Source organism: Chryseobacterium sp. c4a, assembly GCF_009900745.1.
In the GTDB taxonomy this organism is placed as follows: domain Bacteria; phylum Bacteroidota; class Bacteroidia; order Flavobacteriales; family Weeksellaceae; genus Chryseobacterium.
The window spans coordinates 341,527-361,566 of record NZ_WXVU01000002.1 but is presented as its reverse complement, the minus strand read 5'-3'; the positions used below and the strand labels follow the sequence as shown (position 1 = coordinate 361,566).

13 protein-coding genes are annotated in these 20,040 nt (G+C 35.7%); 2 read left to right on the top strand and 11 right to left on the bottom strand.

The features are described 5' to 3' along the window. Window positions 1–2 precede the first annotated feature (2 nt). Both GTR01_RS05930 and GTR01_RS05925 read right to left on the bottom strand, forming a co-directional pair. A complete protein-coding gene (locus GTR01_RS05930; protein ID WP_160136936.1) occupies window positions 3–524 on the bottom strand; it encodes a nuclear transport factor 2 family protein in 522 nt (173 codons plus the stop codon). Between the two features lie 9 nt (window positions 525–533). Continuing rightward, the gene (locus tag GTR01_RS05925; protein WP_160136935.1) at window positions 534–2,396 is read right to left on the bottom strand and encodes a glycoside hydrolase family 13 protein; all 1,863 of its coding nucleotides are present in this window, start codon (window positions 2,394–2,396) and stop codon (window positions 534–536) included. Between the two features lie 396 nt (window positions 2,397–2,792). On the opposite strand from GTR01_RS05925, the gene GTR01_RS05920 reads away from it, so the two are divergent. Continuing rightward, window positions 2,793–3,782, top strand: coding sequence for a sterol desaturase family protein (locus GTR01_RS05920; RefSeq protein WP_160136934.1), 990 nt, complete (start codon window positions 2,793–2,795; stop codon window positions 3,780–3,782). Window positions 3,783–4,060: 278 nt separating this feature from the next. Here the strand turns inward: GTR01_RS05920 and GTR01_RS05915 are convergent, their stop codons facing one another. The 5 genes from GTR01_RS05915 to GTR01_RS05895 form a co-directional block, all read right to left on the bottom strand. Next, complete coding sequence (locus tag GTR01_RS05915) at window positions 4,061–5,077, bottom strand: bile acid:sodium symporter family protein (protein ID WP_160136933.1); 1,017 nt, start codon at window positions 5,075–5,077, stop codon at window positions 4,061–4,063. A gap of 80 nt (window positions 5,078–5,157) precedes the next feature. Further along, entirely contained in the window at window positions 5,158–7,314 is a 2,157-nt protein-coding gene (locus GTR01_RS05910; protein ID WP_160136932.1) for a glycoside hydrolase family 97 protein, read from the bottom strand. Between the two features lie 80 nt (window positions 7,315–7,394). After that, window positions 7,395–8,465 carry a SusF/SusE family outer membrane protein gene (locus GTR01_RS05905; protein ID WP_160136931.1) on the bottom strand — a complete coding sequence of 357 codons (1,071 nt, stop codon included), beginning with the start codon at window positions 8,463–8,465 and terminating at the stop codon, window positions 7,395–7,397. A 21-nt stretch (window positions 8,466–8,486) separates the two neighbouring features. Continuing rightward, a complete protein-coding gene (locus GTR01_RS05900; RefSeq protein WP_160136930.1) occupies window positions 8,487–10,079 on the bottom strand; it encodes a RagB/SusD family nutrient uptake outer membrane protein in 1,593 nt (530 codons plus the stop codon). A 12-nt stretch (window positions 10,080–10,091) separates the two neighbouring features. After that, the gene (locus tag GTR01_RS05895; RefSeq protein ID WP_160136929.1) at window positions 10,092–12,935 is read right to left on the bottom strand and encodes a SusC/RagA family TonB-linked outer membrane protein; all 2,844 of its coding nucleotides are present in this window, start codon (window positions 12,933–12,935) and stop codon (window positions 10,092–10,094) included. A gap of 334 nt (window positions 12,936–13,269) precedes the next feature. On the opposite strand from GTR01_RS05895, the gene metG reads away from it, so the two are divergent. Continuing rightward, window positions 13,270–15,306 (top strand): methionine--tRNA ligase, encoded by a 2,037-nt coding sequence (gene metG / locus GTR01_RS05890; protein WP_160136928.1) that lies wholly within the window; start codon window positions 13,270–13,272, stop codon window positions 15,304–15,306. 460 nt (window positions 15,307–15,766) lie between these two features. On the opposite strand, the gene GTR01_RS05885 is transcribed toward metG, so the two are convergent. From GTR01_RS05885 to GTR01_RS05875, 4 genes are all read right to left on the bottom strand, one after another. Beyond that, window positions 15,767–16,471, bottom strand: a complete 705-nt coding sequence (locus GTR01_RS05885; protein WP_160136927.1) for a class I SAM-dependent methyltransferase — start codon at window positions 16,469–16,471, stop codon at window positions 15,767–15,769. Between the two features lie 344 nt (window positions 16,472–16,815). Continuing rightward, window positions 16,816–17,625, bottom strand: coding sequence for a siderophore-interacting protein (locus tag GTR01_RS05880; protein ID WP_160136926.1), 810 nt, complete (start codon window positions 17,623–17,625; stop codon window positions 16,816–16,818). A gap of 109 nt (window positions 17,626–17,734) precedes the next feature. Continuing rightward, window positions 17,735–18,460 (bottom strand): TonB-dependent receptor domain-containing protein, encoded by a 726-nt coding sequence (locus GTR01_RS24820; RefSeq protein ID WP_317167583.1) that lies wholly within the window; start codon window positions 18,458–18,460, stop codon window positions 17,735–17,737. Then, window positions 18,436–19,944: a TonB-dependent receptor gene (locus GTR01_RS05875; RefSeq protein WP_317167582.1), complete on the bottom strand. Its 1,509-nt coding sequence runs from the start codon at window positions 19,942–19,944 to the stop codon at window positions 18,436–18,438. The genes GTR01_RS24820 and GTR01_RS05875 overlap by 25 nt, the downstream gene beginning before the upstream one ends. Window positions 19,945–20,040: the final 96 nt, after the last annotated feature.

Genomic DNA, 20,040 nt, shown 5'->3' with positions numbered 1-20,040 from the left:
GCTTATTTTGTTTTTAGTTCTTTAATCAAAACATCTTCAAGAGCTGTTTTTTCAGCTACTACTTTATCGACAACATCATTAGGAATGGTCATAGAAAGAACATATTGTTTGACTTTCCATTGTCCATTGATTTTTTCTACCACCCCTGAACCGCGGCAAATTTTCATCTGAGTATCCAATAGTTCGTCAAACCATGCCAGTTTTCCATCTTTACTGAAATGAATATTTCTTTTCAATGCTGTAAAATTCCAAGTTTTCTTTTTATCAAAATGAGGTTTCGCCCAAACCATGAACTCTTTTTTATTCCAAACTTCTGTAGCATCTGTTCCGATAAACGTGGACTCGTCAGCAAAAAAATTGAAATATCCTGTATAATCTACTTTTGCAGCAGCTACATTAAAAGCATCAAGCATGGAACCGATCTCTGATTTTTCTTTTTCAAATGCTTTATTTGATTGTGCTGAAACGATTGTAAATCCAAATAAAAACAGGATTAATGTATGAACAGCTATTAATTTTTTCATAGGTATTATTTATTTTTCAAGTTCAATAATCAATGGTGTTTGAGCGGGTATCGTCAATGTATTCTGTAACGGAAATTCCTTTCCTGAAATAATATCTTTCCCTTTGGAAAATCCTTTTAATGATTCTTCAAAATATTTTAAGTCTAACGTCTGATCTTTTTTATTATTGTTGATGATGACCATTACACTTTCTTTATCGTTATATCTGAAATAGGTAAACACCCCATCCTTTGGAACAAAATTTTTCGTTTTTCCTGTATGAATAACCTCTTTTCCTTTTCTCCAGTTCAGTAATTTCTGCGTAAACTGATAGAATTCTTTTTGTTCAGACGTTTGTGTTGCCGGATTGAAGGCATTTTGTTGATCAGATTTCCAACCTCCCGGAAAATCTCTACGAATATCGGCATCACCACCCTTTTCTTTATCTCCTCTCATTCCCACTTCCGATCCATAGTAGATTTGTGGAATCCCTCGAACGGTTGAAATGAGAGCTAATCCCATTTTGTAAACATTGGGATCTGCATTGAAGATTTCATTCCATCTTTCGGTATCGTGATTTTCAAAGAAAACCATTACATTATTGATATCCGGATAAAGAAAATCGCTGCTAAAGGAGTCATAAATTTTGATCATTCCAGCATTCCAGCCTTCTTTTTCTTTAAACGCTTTCGGCATATCCCCAAATAACATAAAATCCATTACAGACGGCAGATTGGAGTTATATCCGGCTGCTTCTCCTGTTTTAGAATTCTTTTGCCAGGCTGAAATCTGTCCTGCAGTATACAACCAAGATTCTCCTACAATATTAAATTTCGGATATTCATCGGTAATTGCTTTTGCCCATTTGGCCATAGCTTCCTTATCGTTATAAGGATGAGTATCTACCCGGAATCCTCCTAATTCTGCATATTCAATCCACCAGATGGCATTTTGGGTCAAATATTTTAAAACCAAAGGGTTTTTCTGATTGAGATCTGGCATTGTTTTATCGAACCATCCGTCCAATGCATATTTTTTATCAATATCTGAAGAATTGGGATCAAATTGTGTGGATGTTTTGTAATTGGATCTTTTGAAGCCATCCTCTCCTTCTTTGAACCAATGAATCCAGTCTTTTGTAGGAAGATCTTTAATCATCCAATGCGAAATACCCCAGTGATTGGTAACATAATCCATCACGAGCTTCATCTTTCTTTTATTGAGTTCCTGAGAAAGCTTTTTATAATCTTCATTGCTTCCATAGCGAGCATCAATCTTATACAAATCAGTCTGGGCATATCCATGATAGGAATACACTTTTTCATTGTCTTCATTCACTGGTGTAAGCCAAACAGCTGTTGCTCCCAGATTTTGAATATAATCCAGATTATTCATGATTCCTTTTAGGTCTCCACCGTGTCTCCCGTTAGGCAAACTACGATCTGCTTTTTCAGTTAAGCCTGGTACAGAGTCATTTTTTTCATCTCCATTAGCAAAACGATCGGGCATAATCAGGTACATAACATCCTTTGAAGTATAGGATTCCCGATCCGCAGACCCGTAATTCCTCTGCTTGAGCTCATAAGTATAAGAACCCAGATTTTTTTTATTCTTTTTGATATTGATGGTAAACTTCGGTACGTTAATCTCATTCGTATTAACCGTAATAAAAACGTAGTTCGGATTTTCTACTTTTTGGATGTCTTTAATCTGTACAGCGTCTGAAAGGGAGATCTCATTATTGGCAATTCCTTTTCCGTAAACAAGGATCTGAAGTTCAGGATTTTTCATCCCCTTCCACCAGAAAGAAGGTTCTACTTTTTCCAATATTTTTGATTGGGAAAAAGCTATTGAAGCAGCGGATAGGGCAAAAAATGTATATATTTTTCTCATAACTTAGTCTTAGTCTTCTATTTAACCATCAGCTGTGCATTATAAAACGTCATTAAGAACACTGCTCATTATTTTAAAAACCAGCAAGTTACATTAAAAAACACAACAATTTAAGTATGAACAACTTAGCAGCAAATTACGAAAAAATTTTAGAGTTATTACAAAATAATAAGCAGAATTATCTTTTATTCATCAATATTTCAGAGGGTTTGATTTTATGAGAATATAAACAGGCTAAACATCAATATAAGCGGTTTATTTTTATAACAAAAAAAAGATAATTCACGATTCGGCACCCAGCCATTTATTAAATTTTCATTAAAACACAGGCAAAAACCAATATTAAATCTAAAAAATTCCCATTTTATCTATTTAATGCTTAGTTTTACAGAAAAAATGTTTGATTTTAGTAAAATGTTTGAAAGTGATGGGCCGGATATTGTTTATCCTTGGGCTATTCCTATGTTTGCAGGTATTATCTTTATAGAGATGGCCTATAGTCATTTCAATAAAGAAAAGCTTTATGAAACCAAAGATGTGGCTACCAATGTACTTTTAGCCCTTTTAAATTATAGCTTGGATATCATCATGAAAGGATTCTCTATGCTTGTCATGATGTTCTTTTACTATCATCGCATTTTTGATTGGGAAGTTGGAGTATGGTATTGGATTGCAGTATTTCTGGCTCAGGATTTTGCCTACTACGTCCACCATTATGTAGATCATCATTCCCGTGTATTCTGGGCAGTACATATTACCCATCATAATTCTGATTATTTTAATATTACTACAGGATTCAGAAGCCCTGTGTTTCAGCCATTGTACAGATATTTATTTTTTTCCCCTCTGGCATTCATAGGATTCCACCCTCTGCATGTTATGGTAGCTTATTCTGCTATTCAGATCTATGGAACTTTCGTCCATACACAATCCATCAAAAGTATGGGCTTCCTTGAACATATTTTGGTAACCCCTTCTCACCATCGTGTTCATCATGCCTGTAATATTAAATACTTAGACCGTAATATGGGAATGGGACTGATTATCTGGGACAAAATCTTCGGTACTTTTGAAAAGGAAGACCCAAATGTGCCTGTAAAATATGGTATCTATCCTAAAATGAAGTCTAAGGATCCGGCCACTGTTCTGTTTTACGAATGGAGAAGAATCGGAAAAGACCTGAGACAACCCGGGCTTTCGATCAAAGATCGTCTAAAATATCTATTCTATTCACCGGGATGGAGACATGATGGAACCGGAAAAACAGTAAGACAGTTTCAGAAAGAATATAAAGAGAAGATTAAAAACAAACCACCGCAAGCTAAGCCCGAACAAACAGAAGTAGAAGCAGAGTCAACGACAGAAGCGGAATATACTGCAAATTAAAAGCAGATAGATGGAACATGGGTGTTAGTCATAAAATACGACTATTCTATTTATTTTTCAGTTTAAAAATTTTTGAACCATTAAGGTCTTTAAGGGTCTAAGAAAAGTTAAGAATATAGCTAAAGCTATTATTGATAAAGCAATCTGCTTCATTCATCTTCAATGAAACTTAACTGTTCTTACAATCTTCACTGTTCTTAATGGTTTATTTTTTTTCTTTATCTATCCCACAAAGGGTAAGAACCTTATGTTATATTCTCATGGGCGCAGGGATGAAATCAATTTATCTGATTTTCATCCAAGCTTACGACGCTCTTCTCACCCTCTGATCTTTGGGCGATTCTGCTTGCCAGCCAGCTTACATAGAACAACTGAAAACTGTGATACACCATAACAGGCAATAAAAATAATACTTTCTGATCTTCAGGAATATTCAAAACCAACAGAAAAAGACTTCCGTGAACCAATGATTTTTTTGAACCACAGAAAGTTACCGTAATGGTATCCTGAGCATTAAATCCCATTTTCTTAGAAATGAATTTGAGAATATTATACACCGCAAAAAACAGGAAAACAACACTGAAAGCCAGGATCAAAAATATAACCGGCGGAACTGAGCTGAAAACATTTTCTATAAAGGCTGTTGAGAAACTTTCGTAAACAATTAATAAAATAATAAGCCTGTCGAATTCTGAAATAATACTGGCATATTTTGTCACCCATTTTTTGAAAACCGGATTCAATAAACCCCCCAGAATAATTGGTAAAAGGACTTTCATTAAAAGCTGTTGCAATACTTCTCCATGATCTCCTGAACCTGATCCAGAAGTTAAGAAAAAGCTCATTAAAAGAGGGGTCATGACAATACCTATTAATCCAGAAATGGAAGCATTAAAAATAGCTGAAGTCACATTTCCTTTTGCAATAGATACCATTACTACAGATGATGAAACGGTAGAGGGTAAAGCAGCAAGGAAAAATATAGAAATCCATATATCATAATACTCTGAGCCTTTTACCAAGGGATAAAAGATCAACACCAACAAAGGGAAAAGAATAAATGTCCCAGTTTGAATCAGTACATGCAGTTTCCAGTTGGAGATGTCTTTTACAACCTCTTTTAAATTCAATTTAAGCCCATACAGTAAAAATATTGCTGCAATGCCCCAGTCTATAAAGGCTGAAAGGTTGAAATATTGATTATAGGATTGATCAAAAGGGATCAGTTTTGCCATTAAGACCATTCCGATCAACAGAAGAAGAAATACGTTTTGTTTATTAAAAATTTTAGCCATCAACATTAAAAATAGAGTCTTTTACCAATAAAAAAATCCTTAAAGGCAAGACCTTTAAGGATTATAAAATTAAGAAATTTTTATTTTACCGGTTTGATTGAGATGGCAAAACCACCGCTTCGTACCATTTTAAAATTAATTTTCGATTTGCTTGTAATCTCTTTCTTGTAGATATTATAGCTTTGAGGATTATCTATATAATCAGCATCTTTTCCATCTTCATAGATTGTTGCTTCATATTTTTTCCCTTTATCCAGGAATGAGAAGTCTACAGTGTACTCACGTTTGTTTTCATCGGTAATACCTCCTACAAACCAGTTTTCTGTACCTTTTGCTTTTCTGGCAGTGATTACATAATCTCCCGGTTCTGCAGATAAGATTTTCGTATCATCCCAATCTGCGGCTACGTCCTTGATAAACTGGAATGCATCCATATGCTTTTTATAGTTTTCAGGAAGGTCGGCAGCCATTTGAAGCGGCATATACATCGTTACATACAAGGCAAGCTGCTTAGCTAATGTCGTTTTCACGAAACGCTGATCTCCAGGGAAATAATAATCTAACTTCGTTTGGAAAATTCCCGGCGTGTAATCCATAGAACCTCCCATCCATCTTGTAAATGGAAGTACTGTTTGGTGATCAGGCTTGTTTCCTCCAAATGCTTCATACTCTGTTCCACGAGCTGCTTCTGCAGAAATATAATTTGGGTAGGTACGGCTTTCTCCTGTAGGACGTACAGATTCGTGAGAATTTACCATGATTTTATAGTCGTTTGCTTTTTCAGCAATTCTATAATAATGGTTGATCGTCCATTGGGAATAGTGGTGTTCCCCTCTTGGGATAATATCTCCTACATATCCTGTTTTTACAGCATCATACCCATATTTGTTCATCGTTTGGAATGCTTTATCTGCCCATCTTTCATAATTCGTTGCAGAACCTGAAGTTTCATGGTGCATAATTAGTTTAATTCCTTTTGAATGAGCATAGTCATTCAACATTTTGATATCAAAATCCGGGTAAGGAGTTACGAAATCAAAAACAAATTCTTTAGAGTGACCGAACCAGTCTTCCCAACCGATGTTCCAACCTTCGATCAATAATCCCTGGAATCCGTTTTCAGCAGCAAAGTCGATATATTCTTTAACTTTTGTATTGTTTGCAGCATGTTTTCCGTTTGGAGTCAATTTTGTAAAATCAGTTTTACCTAAGTGTACATTTTCAGCTGTAGAATACGCCCATTGAGATTTTCCAATGATCATTTCCCACCAAACTCCCATGTATTTTGTAGGGTGAATGTAAGAAGTATCTGTATATTTCGTAGGCTCATTCAGGTTAAAGATCATTTTAGAATCCATTACCTCTTCAGCTTTTGGAGCTACGATAATTGTTCTCCAAGGCGTTACTGACGGAGTTTGGATATATCCTTTTGCTCCTTGTCTATCAGCCGTTAAATGTGTTTTGAACTTAAAGTTCTGTGCATCTACTTCCAGATGTGAAGCCGGATAATCCAATACTGCTGCTTCAGCAACATTGATGTATAAAGGTGATTTTCCTTCTTTTTTAAGCATTAATGGAGACTGAACTGCATTTTTTACTAAACTTTGTGAAGCATTAGCGTCATATGCTTTATCCCATTTTGCCGGAATTTCAGAAACTTTTGTTTCCTGATACTGATATTCCTGAGAGTCGTAATCTGCTACGATCCACCAAGCTTTCATATCTGTAGGAAAATCGATTTCAGAGTCTTCTTCTCTAATAACGAAATAATTAAGATTTTTTTGTTGTGGGAATTCATATCTGAATCCAAGTCCATCGTTGAATAATCTGAATTTCACAACAATACTTCTATCTGTAGAAGCCTGATTTAGCGTTACCGCTAATTCATTGTAGTTATTGATATAATTTTTCTTTTCTCCAAGAACCGGCTGCCAGGTTTCATTTTTGGAGTCTCTTTTTTCATCTACCTTCGCAAAACCGTTATTAAGGTCGTACTTTGCGTCTTCTGGTTTGGCAATTTCAGAAGCAAATTTAATGGCTGTGTCTTTAAATAATCTCAATCCCAATTTAGAATCTTCTACTACTACCGCACCATTGTATTTCAGGTTATAGAAAGGAACTCCATCTTTCAATTGGAAATTCATTTCAAATTTACCGTCCGGTGATTTTAAAGATTGTGCTTTCACACCTACAAACATCATTGAGAGCAAGAGCGCTCCAACTGTAATTTTCTTCATAATGACTATTTATTAACTTAAAAAAATAAAGTGCTGCCCAAAGCAGCACTTTGCTTTATTTTAATTTGATTTTTATTAATTTAGAATACTGGGATCACTGAATATTCTCCTGTGACATCATTGAAATACACATCATATTTGAAAGCTTCACTTACAGGAATATTTCCGCCCCCTAGGTCTGCTACTCCAAAAAACTCTTTAGAAACTCCCCAATTTGTTCCCCAATCATGATCAGCTCTGAACTTAAATTCTCCTGAACTTAAGCTTACTTTTTTCTTCACCCAGATATGAGGATCAAAAGTTGATTTTTCCATATCTACATCAGTACTCCAATCTCCTGAAGCTGATCCAATCATAGAAATAGTAGTATACACTTTAGTTGGAGCAGGTATAGCGATTAATGTATAGCTTAATGCATTAGTATCAATGGTCAATTTATAATATCCTGCTGTAGCTACTGGAATATTTGAAGAACCTCCTCCTGCAAGCAGTGCTCCGGCAGATGCCCCTAATCCATATTGAGTATCCCAGGATCCTGGCGTTTGAATAAGTTTAAATCCTCCTGCTGCAAAATATCCTGTATAAGAGTACACTCCAGCGGTAGCCGTTTTTTGTAAAGGATATAATTTTGCATTGGTTGCTGAATTATCCCAAACTGCAGCAGTAGCATCACCAATAAGATAAAGATCTGTATAATTATATATAGGTCCTAAAATATAAGGTGTTACAGCTAATGTAATTACATTCGAATAAAATGATGCTGTTCCTACCACTGTCCTTACCCTTACTTCTATCTGGTTAACTTCATTAGGAGCAGCTCCTAAACTCAATAACAATGTGTTTAATTGTTTATTGGTCATTGAATAAGGAGACGTTACAACATCTAAAGACTTACCGTCTTTAAAATTATTTCCTTTAAGTCCTATTTCAATTTTTGGAGCAGAAACTACAGCCAAATCGAAAGTTGATTTTGCCCATGTAAAATTAACTGCTGTATCATCTAAATGAGTTTTATCTAAAACTATGGTCGTTTTATCTGATGAAATTTTACTCTGAGCCGTTTCATTAAGCATTGCCTGATCTTCATCTTTACACGAAGCAACCAAAATCCCAAGAACGGCTATTGTGAATATTTTAAAAAAATGTTTCATTTTCAGTTTCAGTTTTAAAAATTAATACCCAGGATTTTGTGTTAAATTTGGATTAGAAGACAAGGCTGTATTCGGAATAGGAAACACATTATAATTAGACGAAATTGCAGTTCCATCTTTCACCCCTCCTTTCCAAGGCCATAGGTATGAACCTCCTGTAAACTTATCAAATCTAATTAAATCAGTTCTTCTCTGTCCTTCCAAGTTGAATTCTCTTGCTCTTTCCGCTAAAATGAAATCCAAGGTAAGATTACCTGCGTTGATTGCAGAAGCTGTTCTTTTCCCTCTCAGCTCATTCATATAAGTTAAAGCCTGTCCTAAGTTTGCTGTAGAAGCTCCTCTGATTGCACATTCTGCATAGGTAAGATATGCTTCTGACAATCTGAATACAGGAAAATCTGCTCCTGAGAAATCAGTTGTTTCTGACGGCCCTGATGTTCTTAAATTTCTGAACTTTGTTGAAGGATAACCATCTGTCCATGTTTTGTAATCCGTCATTTCATATTCATGACCTGTCTGCCAGAATAATTTTCCTCTTTGATCTAGAGTAGTAGCTACAGCATTAGCACTACCACCGTTGTAATCAGTAAGACTGTTTCCAAAAAGGCCATACCAAGCTTTTGAAGCTCTATGACCTCCCCATCCATCTCCTTTAATACCAAGAAGAGCAGGATTTAAAGTAGAAGGAGATCCTCCGGTACTTCCATTGATGATATAAGTAGAGTTACCATAACTTTGTGTCCCGATCGGGTCGGCAATTAATGGGAAAATAATCTCAGGAGAAGTATTATTGTCTGCGGAAAACATTCTTACAAAATTGGTATCTAAAGTATACCCTCCTTCATCAATTACTTTTTTGGCATATGTAGCAGCATCATTCCATCTTGCTGTACCCGTATATACCTGAGCATTAAGATACAGTCTGGATAACAGCATCTGTACTGTTGCTTTGTTTACATGACCATATTCTGTTTTACTGGCGATAGTAGGTTCTATAGCCAACAATTCACTTTCTACATACTTGAATAGTTCTATTCTTGATGCCTGTTCTTTAGGCGTTGGATTGGCAAGGTCTTTTTCTGTAACAATTACCCCTTTTCCAAAACAATCAATCATATAAAAATATGCAAAAGCTCTGATAAATCTTAGTTCACCAATGTATTGTTCTTTATTACTAATATTAGCTTTCCCAAAAGCATCAATTAATGCATTTGCTTGAGGCACAGTATAGTATACTCTATCAAAAAGATATCTGAAAAACTTATTATCAGAAGTCCATTTCGTGGTAGTTGTTAACTGATCCAGCCCGTTATCACCCCATCTGTTCTTCATTCCATCAGCAGTAAAGTCTTCAAGATTAATAATCCCTCTCAGAAAAACAGTTTCTCCTTTGTCATCTCCTGTAATATCTGCTTCACCGGGCCCTTTTGCACTTGACATTGATAGTGACGCATACACTTTTGCTAAAAGACCATTGGCAGCGTTAGGCTGTGATTCAAGGAGCTGCTCTAAAGTTAAAAGGTATTCAGGCTCTGTATTCAATTCATTCAGACATGAAGTTGTAGAAACTAAAGCGAATGATAATAGTATTATTTTAAATTTATTAAGTTTCATGTGTGTCAAATTTTAAAAATCAAGATTTACTCCAAAAGTGTATATTCTAGGTCTAGGATAGAAGTTGGCATCTATCGCGTTGAAGTTCTCAGGATCCTGACCCACATATTTATTTGTAATAACAAATGCGTTATTAACAGCACCATAAACTCTTAGACTTGTACCTTTAAACAACTTATCAAACTTATATCCTAATGTAATGTTCTCACAACGTAAGAAAGTTGCATCATGCAAGTTGTAATCGGATAACCCTTCTGCATCTCCTTTTGTTTTGAATCTCGGATCTGCTGCTCCATCATAAAAATTAAGAACATTGAACAAACTATTACTGTTTACTGGGTTAGAAGCTTCTGTATATCCTCTGTTTACTCTCGCAGCATAATAAACCTTTCCTCCTATCTGCCCTCTAAAACTAGCTGATAAATCAAAATTTTTATAATTTAAAGATGTTCCGAATCCAAACGTCCATTTAGGTCTCAGAGGCACAAAAGATTTGTCTGCATCGTTGATGATCCCATCTCCATTTTTATCTACAAAAGCACCAGGAATCACTCTTCCATTGCTGTCGTAAGCCTGCTGGTATACCCATGCAGAGTAAGGCTGTTGCCCCACGGCATGATAAGCTAAAAGAACCCCTGTTCCTGCAAATGCAAGAGAAGATTCATTAGCCCCTACTTTGTCTCTTCCTTTCAAATCATCTACTGTTCCTATGTTATAAGCGATGTTTCCGTTCAGATCCCAATTTAGATTCTGTGTTTTTATAGGATTAACATTAAAAGAGGCTTCAAAACCTTTATTTGTAAGACTTCCTACATTATCAATAAACTCATTTGAAAGCATCTGACCTGATGGGAAAGGTACTCTGGCCAATAAATCTGTTGTTTTTCTATAATAATACTCTATGGATCCGGATATTCTTCGGTTTTTAGTTCCAAAATCCACTCCGGCATTATAAGTAGTTGTTTTTTCCCAGGTTAAGTATGGGTTATATGGAAGGGCTGTAAATAATTCAGGAATAATAGCTCCATTCGGCAAAATAGTTCTTGGGAAATAGAAATATCTGGTATCTCCGATTTCATATAAAGGATTATAAGGATAGAATCCTGCAGATCCAGTAATGTCCTGCTGTCCTGTTTTCCCCCATCCTAATCTTAATTTCAATTCTGAGAATCCTGAGTTTTCCATCCACTTCTCATCATTCAGTTTCCATGCAAAAGCTGCTGCCGGGAAGTGCCCCCATCTTTTATTTGAAGGGAAAAGGGAGGAGCCATCAGCACGATAACTCAATGTGAATAAATATTTATTCTGGATATCTATATTTGCTCTTCCAAAGAATGACTGGATATTTAATACATTTCTGTAATTGTTAATATATTTATTATACGGAGATTCCTGACGAACACCTGACGGATCATCCATATTAAATAATTGTTTCGACCCTTTATTATCAAAGTTTTGATAAGAATATCCTCCCTGAACATCAAACTTTGAAATAAACTTGTCATCGTACTTTTTACTGTACACCAAATAAGCATCCAATAGTTTGTTGAAAATATTCTGCTCTTCACCGTAATTCAGTCCTGGATTATAAACTCCACCTACAGCAACATTATTCTGGTAAACAGTTCTGTAAGACTGTAAAGCATTATCTCCATACACTTCACGAATTTTTGCATAAGAAGACTCTGCTCCCAAGTTAACAACAGCCCTTAAATCCGGCAAAAAATGCATTTTATAATCTAATTCAACATTTCCAAGGAACTTTTGTACTTTTTCAGGCCTTGTACGTTGCATCAAGATCGCAACAGGATTTCTTGCTCCTGCCATAACATATCCGTTAAAAGTCTGATAATAACTTCCATCCTGATTATATATAGGCTTCGTAGGATCTGCTGTTATTGCTGATCCAATTGCTCCATCTGCATCGATTGTATTTTTGTTGGAGAAAATATTCTTTATATTAATATCAACTTTTAAATGATTATCAAATAAAGTTGGAGTCAGCTTCATTGACGCTGTGTATCGATCATAATCATTTGTCTTTACAATCCCTTGTGTATTATTATATCCAAATGAAAATCTTGCAGGAATTGATTTAAACAAATTAGATCTTATACTTAGATTATGATCCGTAGAAACAGAAGTTCTGAAAATCGCATCCTGCCAATTGGTATTGTACATGGTTTGCTTTCCATTTTCTGTAACCCCTAGCATACTAGCATAAGTTGGATTATATTCATTTATAAATTTCTCAAAAGTAGGCCCGTCCATCACGTCGATAGTTTTGGTAACCTTTCCTATCGAAATATTTCCACTATAATTGATTCTCATTCTTCCTGAAGACCCTTTCTTCGTGGTAATAATAATAACCCCATTGGAAGCTCTTGAACCATAAATGGCAGTAGCAGAAGCATCTTTTAAGATCGAAAATGATTCAATATCATTTGGATTTACTAAAGATAGCGGATTGGAAACCCCCGCAGGATTACCAGAATCTAAAGGAACTCCATCAATTACGATTAGCGGATTGTTATTCGCCGTTAAAGACGCACCTCCTCTAATCCTTATATTGGGTTTTGAATCGGGAGCTCCACCATCACTGGTAATTCTCACCCCTGGTGCTTTACCGTTAATTAATTGATCTGCAGATACAATTGCTCCTTTATTAAAGTCTTTTTCAGAAACAGCAGTTACAGAACCTGTTAAATCCGACTTCTTTTTAGCGCCATACCCAATTAATACTACTTCATCAATCTTCTTTTCCTTAGTGGTAGAATCCTTAGTCTGCGCGTGCATTACTGTACTTGCCAGTAAAAAAGCAGGCGCTATTTTTAATACCGTTGTAAAATTCTTCACAATTTTATTTTTATAGTTTCGTTTTTCAGTCTTAAATCCGGCCCTTAGCCAGTCTTGCAATTTAAAAAAAAATTAGAATTATTATAATTTTAATATAAATTATGATAAAATTATGTATATTACGAAACCGTTTTTAGTTAAAAATATACACCTCAATATTTTACACGATAGTATGCAATGCATAACAATTGTTTTACATTAACAAAAAGTTAAACAATTGTTTAACTTAATTTCATATTCAACCTTGAAAAACGACAACATTCATCATAATAACTCCACAAAGAGCGGTATTCAAGAGATAATCCTTATCTTTGCAGTCAAAACTTTACTATAAATGTCAAACAGAAAGATGATTACGGCAGCTTTGCCTTATGCAAACGGCCCGGTTCATATAGGACATTTGGCAGGTGTTTATATTCCTGCGGATGTTTACGCAAGATTTCAGAGAAGATTAGGAAAAGATGTAGCATTTATCTGTGGTTCAGATGAGCACGGAATCCCTATTACCATAAGAGCTAAAAAAGAGGGCGTTACGCCTCAGGATATTGTGGACAAGTATCACGAGATTATTAAGAAATCTTTTGCTGATCTGGGAATTTCATTTGATGAGTATTCTAGAACAACGTCTCCAAAACATTATGAAACCAGCCAGGATTTCTTCAAAGTTCTTTATGAAAAAGGAAAATTTACTGAAGAAGTTTCTGAGCAATATTTTGATGAGCAGGCAGGAGAATTCCTTGCAGACCGTTATATTGTAGGAACTTGTCCAAATTGTGGCAATGAGAATGCTTATGGTGACCAGTGTGAGAAGTGTGGTTCTACCCTTTCTCCATCTGAACTGATCAATCCAAAATCAATGCTTAGCGGAAATGTTCCTATTCTTAAAGATACAAAGAACTGGTATCTGCCTCTTAATGAATACGAGGATTTCTTAAACGAATGGATCATTGAAGGTCATAAAGATGATTGGAAACCTAACGTATACGGCCAGGTTAAATCATGGTTAAATGATGGTTTGAAGCCACGTGCTATGACCAGAGATCTAAACTGGGGAGTTCCGGTTCCACTTCCAAATGCAGAAGGAAAAGTTCTTTACGTTTGGTTTGATGCTCCAATCGGGTATATTTCATTTACTAAAGAATGGGCAGAAAAGAACGGAAAAGACTGGAAAGATTACTGGCAAAGTGAAAACAGTGACCTTGTACACTTCATTGGAAAGGATAATATCGTATTCCACTGTATTATCTTCCCAGCGATGATGAAGGCACATGGAGATTATATCATGCCTAAAAATGTACCTGCTTTTGAATTCCTGAATCTTGAGAATGATAAAATCTCAACATCTAGAAACTGGGCAGTTTGGGCACATGAATATGTGGAAGATTTCCCAGGTCAACAGGACGTTTTAAGATATGCTCTTCTTTCTTCAGCTCCTGAAACTAAGGATAATAACTTTACATGGAAAGATTTCCAGACGAAGAACAATTCTGAGTTGGTAGGGATCTTCGGAAACTTTATCAACAGAGTTGCAGTCCTTATTCACAAATATTATGATGGAGTTATTCCGCAGGGAGATGTTAATAGCCCGGAATTAAAAGAAATCAATAAGGCAGCCAAAGAAATTTCAGGATACCTTGACAATTATGAGTTTAGAAACTCTTTAACTGCATTAATGAACCTTGCAAGATTCGGGAACCAATACCTTCAGACTGAAGAGCCTTGGAAAACGATTAAAGATAACCCGGAAAAAGCAGCTCAATCTTTATTTGTAGGTGCTCAGATCGCGGTTGCTTTAGCTCAGCTATGTGAGCCATTCATGCCTTTCAGCTCTGAAAAGTTATTGAATATGTTCAATGTTGAAAAGAAAAACTGGAGTGATGTTGAAACTCAATCTGTTTTAATCGAAACAGGTCACAAAATCAACGAAGCTTCACTTCTATTCTCAAAAATTGAAGATAACGTAATCGAAGCTCAGATTCAGAAGCTGGAAGACACCAAACAAAACAATAAGAAAACAAACCCTAACGCTAATCCAATGAAAGAAGAAATCTCTTTTGATGATTTTACTAAAATAGATCTTAGAACAGCTACCATTTTAGAAGCTGAAAAAGTAGAAAAAGCCGATAAATTACTTAAACTTACGGTAGACACAGGAGTAGACGTAAGAACTGTGGTTTCGGGAATTGCAGAAAGCTTCACTCCTGAAGAGGTAGTAGGTAAACAAGTAATGATCTTGTTAAACCTTGCTCCAAGAAAGATCAGAGGTATTGAATCTCAGGGAATGTTATTATTAACGACTAAACCGGATGGTAAATTATCTTTTGTAACACCTGACGACAGCAATGTTGAAAACGGTATTGAGATTGGATAATTATCTCTTATTATAAAGATTAAAGGCTGTTTCTATAAGAAGCAGCCTTTCTTATTTTAGAATACTTGGTGGTTATGGATTATATTTTCTCGCAGATCACACAGATTTCGCAGATCCTTAACTTTGGAATGTGATAATTCTATTTACAGGAATCACCAATATACAGATATCAAATTCAATAGGAACGGGTTTAGCCCGTTCTTCATTTATACAAACGTTCCAATGGCTTTAGCCAAAACCTAATAATAAATTAGTCCATAGATATCTAATGACTAACTGAAACCTTTTGTCTTGCTCATGGATTGTATTGATAATGCGAATTGAAATGATGCGATTTAGTTTTATTTCTCTCAGATTTCTCAGATCATTTTAAAATAAGTTTTGGCTAAAGCCAATGGAAGGAATCTAAAAAAATAAAACGGGCTAAAGCCCGTTTCCATTGAATATCGTTAAATATATTTTATTTTTTAGTCAGTTTTGCTAAGTAAGAATCTTCATCCTTCAAAACCTTTTCTATCTTAAATCCATTGTTCTCAGCAGCATTTTTCAATGTATTGAAGTCTAAATAGAGCCATGTGATCGGTTTTTCAGATTCTCCTTTATAATGAACAATATATTCTAGTTCTCCGTAATATCCGCCGGCAGGAATATATACTCCACCATCTTTATCGCGGTCAAACATATAGAGAATATCTGTACTATCAATCAAGATCTGCCCGTCTTCATTCAGTAATGTTCTTAATTTTTGAAGGTAAGTATCAATTTTAGATAATCCTTCAAAAATTCCGGTACCATTCATTAATAGCAAAATAGTATCAAACATTTCTCCCGAAAAATCAAGAATATTTGTACAAACCGCCTTCTTTACACCTCTCAATTGACAAACTTCAATGGATTTTGGAGAAATATCCAATGCCGTTACATCAAGTTTCATTTCATTCTGAAGATACAAAGCATGTGAACCAGCTCCTGCACCAATATCCAAAGTTTTCCCTTTGGAGAGCTGCAATGCTTTTTGCTCAATGTCATTCATTTCTTCAAAATCTCTGAACAAATAGTCTACAGGAAGTTCATCCAATTCAGAAATTGAAGTTTCAGTCTGCAGATCTTCAGGATTCTCGTCATGATAAAAATCCCAGATGGCTTGGCCCATTAAATCTTTCATAGTGGCAAAGATACGGCTTCAAGCGGTAAAGTTCAAAGTTGGAATGGCGAGTTTTGAGTTATTGGGTTCGAGTTACGGGTTACGAGTTACGAGGTTTGTTATTACATTAACTTTGCTGAGATCTTCATTATATGCAATATGATAACGCAATAGATCGCAAGGTTTTTAGGATGTTCATACTTTTTATAAGATCGCAAAAGACGTTTCACTCAGCAATGAAACAGTAAATGTCCTCGCTGAATGAAATGCCTCTGTGAACAAAATTATTTTCAAGTTTGATAAAAACCGTTGCGTTCTCAGTGTTAAAAATATTAAATAGTTCTTTTATCTCAACTGAGGTTATGCTATGCTATTGAATCTTTTTCTTCGTGTCGGTCTGCCTGTGACTCGTTTTCTGCTTTACCTGCTTTCCAATAAGAAAATGCATAAAGTTCTTTGGATGTCCAGTTTTTTTCTTTTCGAAGGTAAGTACGGATTTCTTTAACGCTGGAAAATTCACATGCTACATATCCGAATTTTGAAATTTCAGGAATATCAATACTCTTTATCATCTCTGCAATTTCACTGCTGATTTGAGGCTGAGAATTGTGAAGCCATTTAAACTCAATATCCGCTTTGGTTTCCAGGATCTGCTCATCTTCTTTTCCATGAACTTCGATAATACAGATTCCTTTTGCTGTTTCCGGAAGGGTTTCTAAAATGGCGCTCAAAACAGGAATTGCAGTAGCATCACCCGCTAATAAATACCATTCTGCTTCAGGATATAACTCTTTTCCATCCAGGCGCATCATTACTCCAAGTTTTTTCCCAGCTTCTGCTTCTCTTGCCCATTTCGAAGCTGGCCCACCATCTCCGTGATCTGCAAAATCAATGAACACTTCATTCTTTTCCAAATCAATTCCTCTATGGGTATACGTTCTGATAGACGGAGCCACTTCTTTGGGCGGATACACCCATTCATCATTTTCTATTGTCGGAAAATAAACTTCGTCTACCCCAACCGGAGGAATAGCAATTTTATTATTATCTCCTATTGTCGTATTTTTAAACAAATGAACTTCAGGAGAATACAGATACACTCTGATAAAATGATCGGTAATGTATTCTTTTCTGGTTACTTCGGCAATGAACTGCCCTGTTGAAATTTGAGCCATAACTGAAATGTTTTTAAAATTAAAATCCAGCTTCCGATCAATATCAGAAACCGGATTTGTAGAAAGTATTTAATTCAGATTAAAGCATTATTACCCTAATCTTATTTTTTTAAAATTCAAAGGTATAAGACAGGTTAAATGTTCTGCCTCTTCCTTTATAATTGAATAGATCTGGTATTCCATAGCTTGAATATAGCACTTGCGAACGCTTGCTCCAGATGGTTTGATAATCTGTATTGAACAGGTTCTGAATTCCAAGATTGAATTTTCCAAACTGGAATCTATATCCTATCATAAGGTCTGAGGTATTGTACCCTTCCACTACATTTTTAAGTTCATCTTTCTGCTTGAAATTCTGTAAAGACTGGAATCTGAATGACCAGTTTTTTATATTATATCCAATATACGTCACCAATTTCGATGGTGAAGCATTGTAAATTTCCTGTTTCTGCCATTCTCCTTTATTGTCAACCTCAGATTTAATCAATAATCCGCTTGCTCCGAAATACACTCCGTTGTTCATGGAATAAGAAATCTCAGCTTCGATTCCCATATTTCTTAATTTCAGGTCATTAACAAGAATCTGGAATGTTTTTTTATCTACCGCTACAGTTTTGTCTGAATTGCTTAAGAATCCGGCAACCTGTGCTCTCAAACCGCCTTTATTGATACGGTATCCTACTTCAAACTGATTGGTTTTGATGGCCTGTAAAGGCTGTTCTTTGACATTGATACTGGAAACTACATCCCAATGGGTTCCGTTCAGTTTATAGGTTCCTATTCCATAATATTTTGCCGGATCTGCCAAACTTACTCCTTGTGAGAATGTCCCCAAACCTGATGATGTTCATTAAACTTGTATAGCAGCCCTGCATTCGCCAATGTTACATTATATGAGCTTTCCCCACCAGGAATGGCAGACGCTGACTGTCCATATCCTGCTGTAATCTGAGTCTGCTGTTCTGACCCAACAAAATCATCTACTTTTACTTTAATATTCTGATAACGAACGCCTCCGTTAATCTGTAATTTTGGAATAATATTATATTTTGCCTGAACATATCCTGCGTAACTTTGTGAACGGTTGGTAGGATATCTGCCCAGAGTAAACATCGTTTCATTAATAAGTCCTCCGCTTGACATTGTTTTAGCAACATCATAAATGGATTGTGTTCCTTCAAATTTTTCAAAATCTACATCTACTCCATAGGTTACATTGAGTCCTCTCCATGATTTAGACAACAAAGCCTTTAATCCTGAGTAATAGGTATCCTGTTGTGAAGAAGACATATAAGGAATTGTTTTTGTTTGTAGTTTTAAATTTCCCGGAAACGGATAGAATCCAAGTTTTTCAGCACGGGTAGCAAACTGAACATACAGATCCTGTCCTCCAAGAATATTATTCCCTGTATAAGCTACTGTTCCCATATAACGTTCTGTACCTACATTTTTATCGGAAGAAAAACCATCTCTCATTTCCAGTAAACTTCCATCTCTTTTAATAAAAGCGCCTAGGTTTTCCCCTAAATACAAACTTCTGTCTCCATTGAATTTGGAATTATAATATTGAAGGGAAGCAGTTATTTTATGCTTATTATTAAACTGATATCCTCCGGTTGCAAGGATGTCAATAGATTGGTTGTACTGAAGATCGGTTTGGGTAATATCTGTAAACAGCTGTTTCTGATTGGCTCCATATACTCCGCCATTTTGCTGATAAGCAACTCCCAATCTCCCGAAGAACTTCTCTCCTTTGGCTGAAATAGCTTGAGCCGCACGGAAATCATGGTCATCTTTACCCATAAATCCTGTACGTATTCCCAATTCAGTTTCTCCGCTGATTCCTTTTTTGGAAGGTGTTTTGGTAATGATATTAATGATCCCACCGGTAGCATTTCCTCCATAAATTGAGCTTGCTCCGGAAAGCACTTCAATTCTTTCAATATTAAATGGATCAATAGCATCCAGCTGACGGCTGATCGCACGGATACTATTTAAAGAAACTCCGTCTATCATCACCAAGGCAGAACGTCCCCTCATGTTCTGGCCATAGTTTGTTCTCCCTTGTGGGCCAATATCCATACTTGGAATTAAAATGGATAACATTTCCTTAATAGGAACTCCACTTTTGGCCTGCTCCTGAATTTTTTCTTTCTGAACTACCCAAACGGTACCGGGAATTTCAGATATTTTGGTTGGTTTCCTTGATGCTACGATAACAACATCTTCTATACCTTTAGAGGTTACAGAATCTTTAACTGTCTGGGAAAATAGTAATCCCGATGCTAATAGACCTATGAATGCATACTGCTTTTTCATTCCTTCAAATCAAAGTTTTATAATCCGGCAAAGATAAATCTTATTTAGAACTAATAAAAATAATAAAAGGTGAAATTTTTCACTTTTTTTGGTGTA

Bases quoted from the DNA above. Each gene is read 5' to 3' on its own strand.
- GTR01_RS05930 (WP_160136936.1), bottom strand. From the start codon at position 524: ATGAAAAAATTAATAGCTGTTCATACATTAATCCTGTTTTTATTTGGA.
- GTR01_RS05910 (WP_160136932.1), bottom strand. From the start codon at position 7,314: ATGAAGAAAATTACAGTTGGAGCGCTCTTGCTCTCAATGATGTTTGTA.
- GTR01_RS05915 (WP_160136933.1), bottom strand. From the start codon at position 5,077: ATGGCTAAAATTTTTAATAAACAAAACGTATTTCTTCTTCTGTTGATC.
- GTR01_RS05880 (WP_160136926.1), bottom strand. From the start codon at position 17,625: ATGGCTCAAATTTCAACAGGGCAGTTCATTGCCGAAGTAACCAGAAAA.
- GTR01_RS05900 (WP_160136930.1), bottom strand. From the start codon at position 10,079: ATGAAACTTAATAAATTTAAAATAATACTATTATCATTCGCTTTAGTT.
- metG (WP_160136928.1), top strand. From the start codon at position 13,270: ATGTCAAACAGAAAGATGATTACGGCAGCTTTGCCTTATGCAAACGGC.
- GTR01_RS05920 (WP_160136934.1), top strand. From the start codon at position 2,793: ATGTTTGATTTTAGTAAAATGTTTGAAAGTGATGGGCCGGATATTGTT.
- GTR01_RS05875 (WP_317167582.1), bottom strand. From the start codon at position 19,944: ATGAAAAAGCAGTATGCATTCATAGGTCTATTAGCATCGGGATTACTA.
- GTR01_RS05925 (WP_160136935.1), bottom strand. From the start codon at position 2,396: ATGAGAAAAATATATACATTTTTTGCCCTATCCGCTGCTTCAATAGCT.
- GTR01_RS05885 (WP_160136927.1), bottom strand. From the start codon at position 16,471: ATGAAAGATTTAATGGGCCAAGCCATCTGGGATTTTTATCATGACGAG.
- GTR01_RS05905 (WP_160136931.1), bottom strand. From the start codon at position 8,465: ATGAAACATTTTTTTAAAATATTCACAATAGCCGTTCTTGGGATTTTG.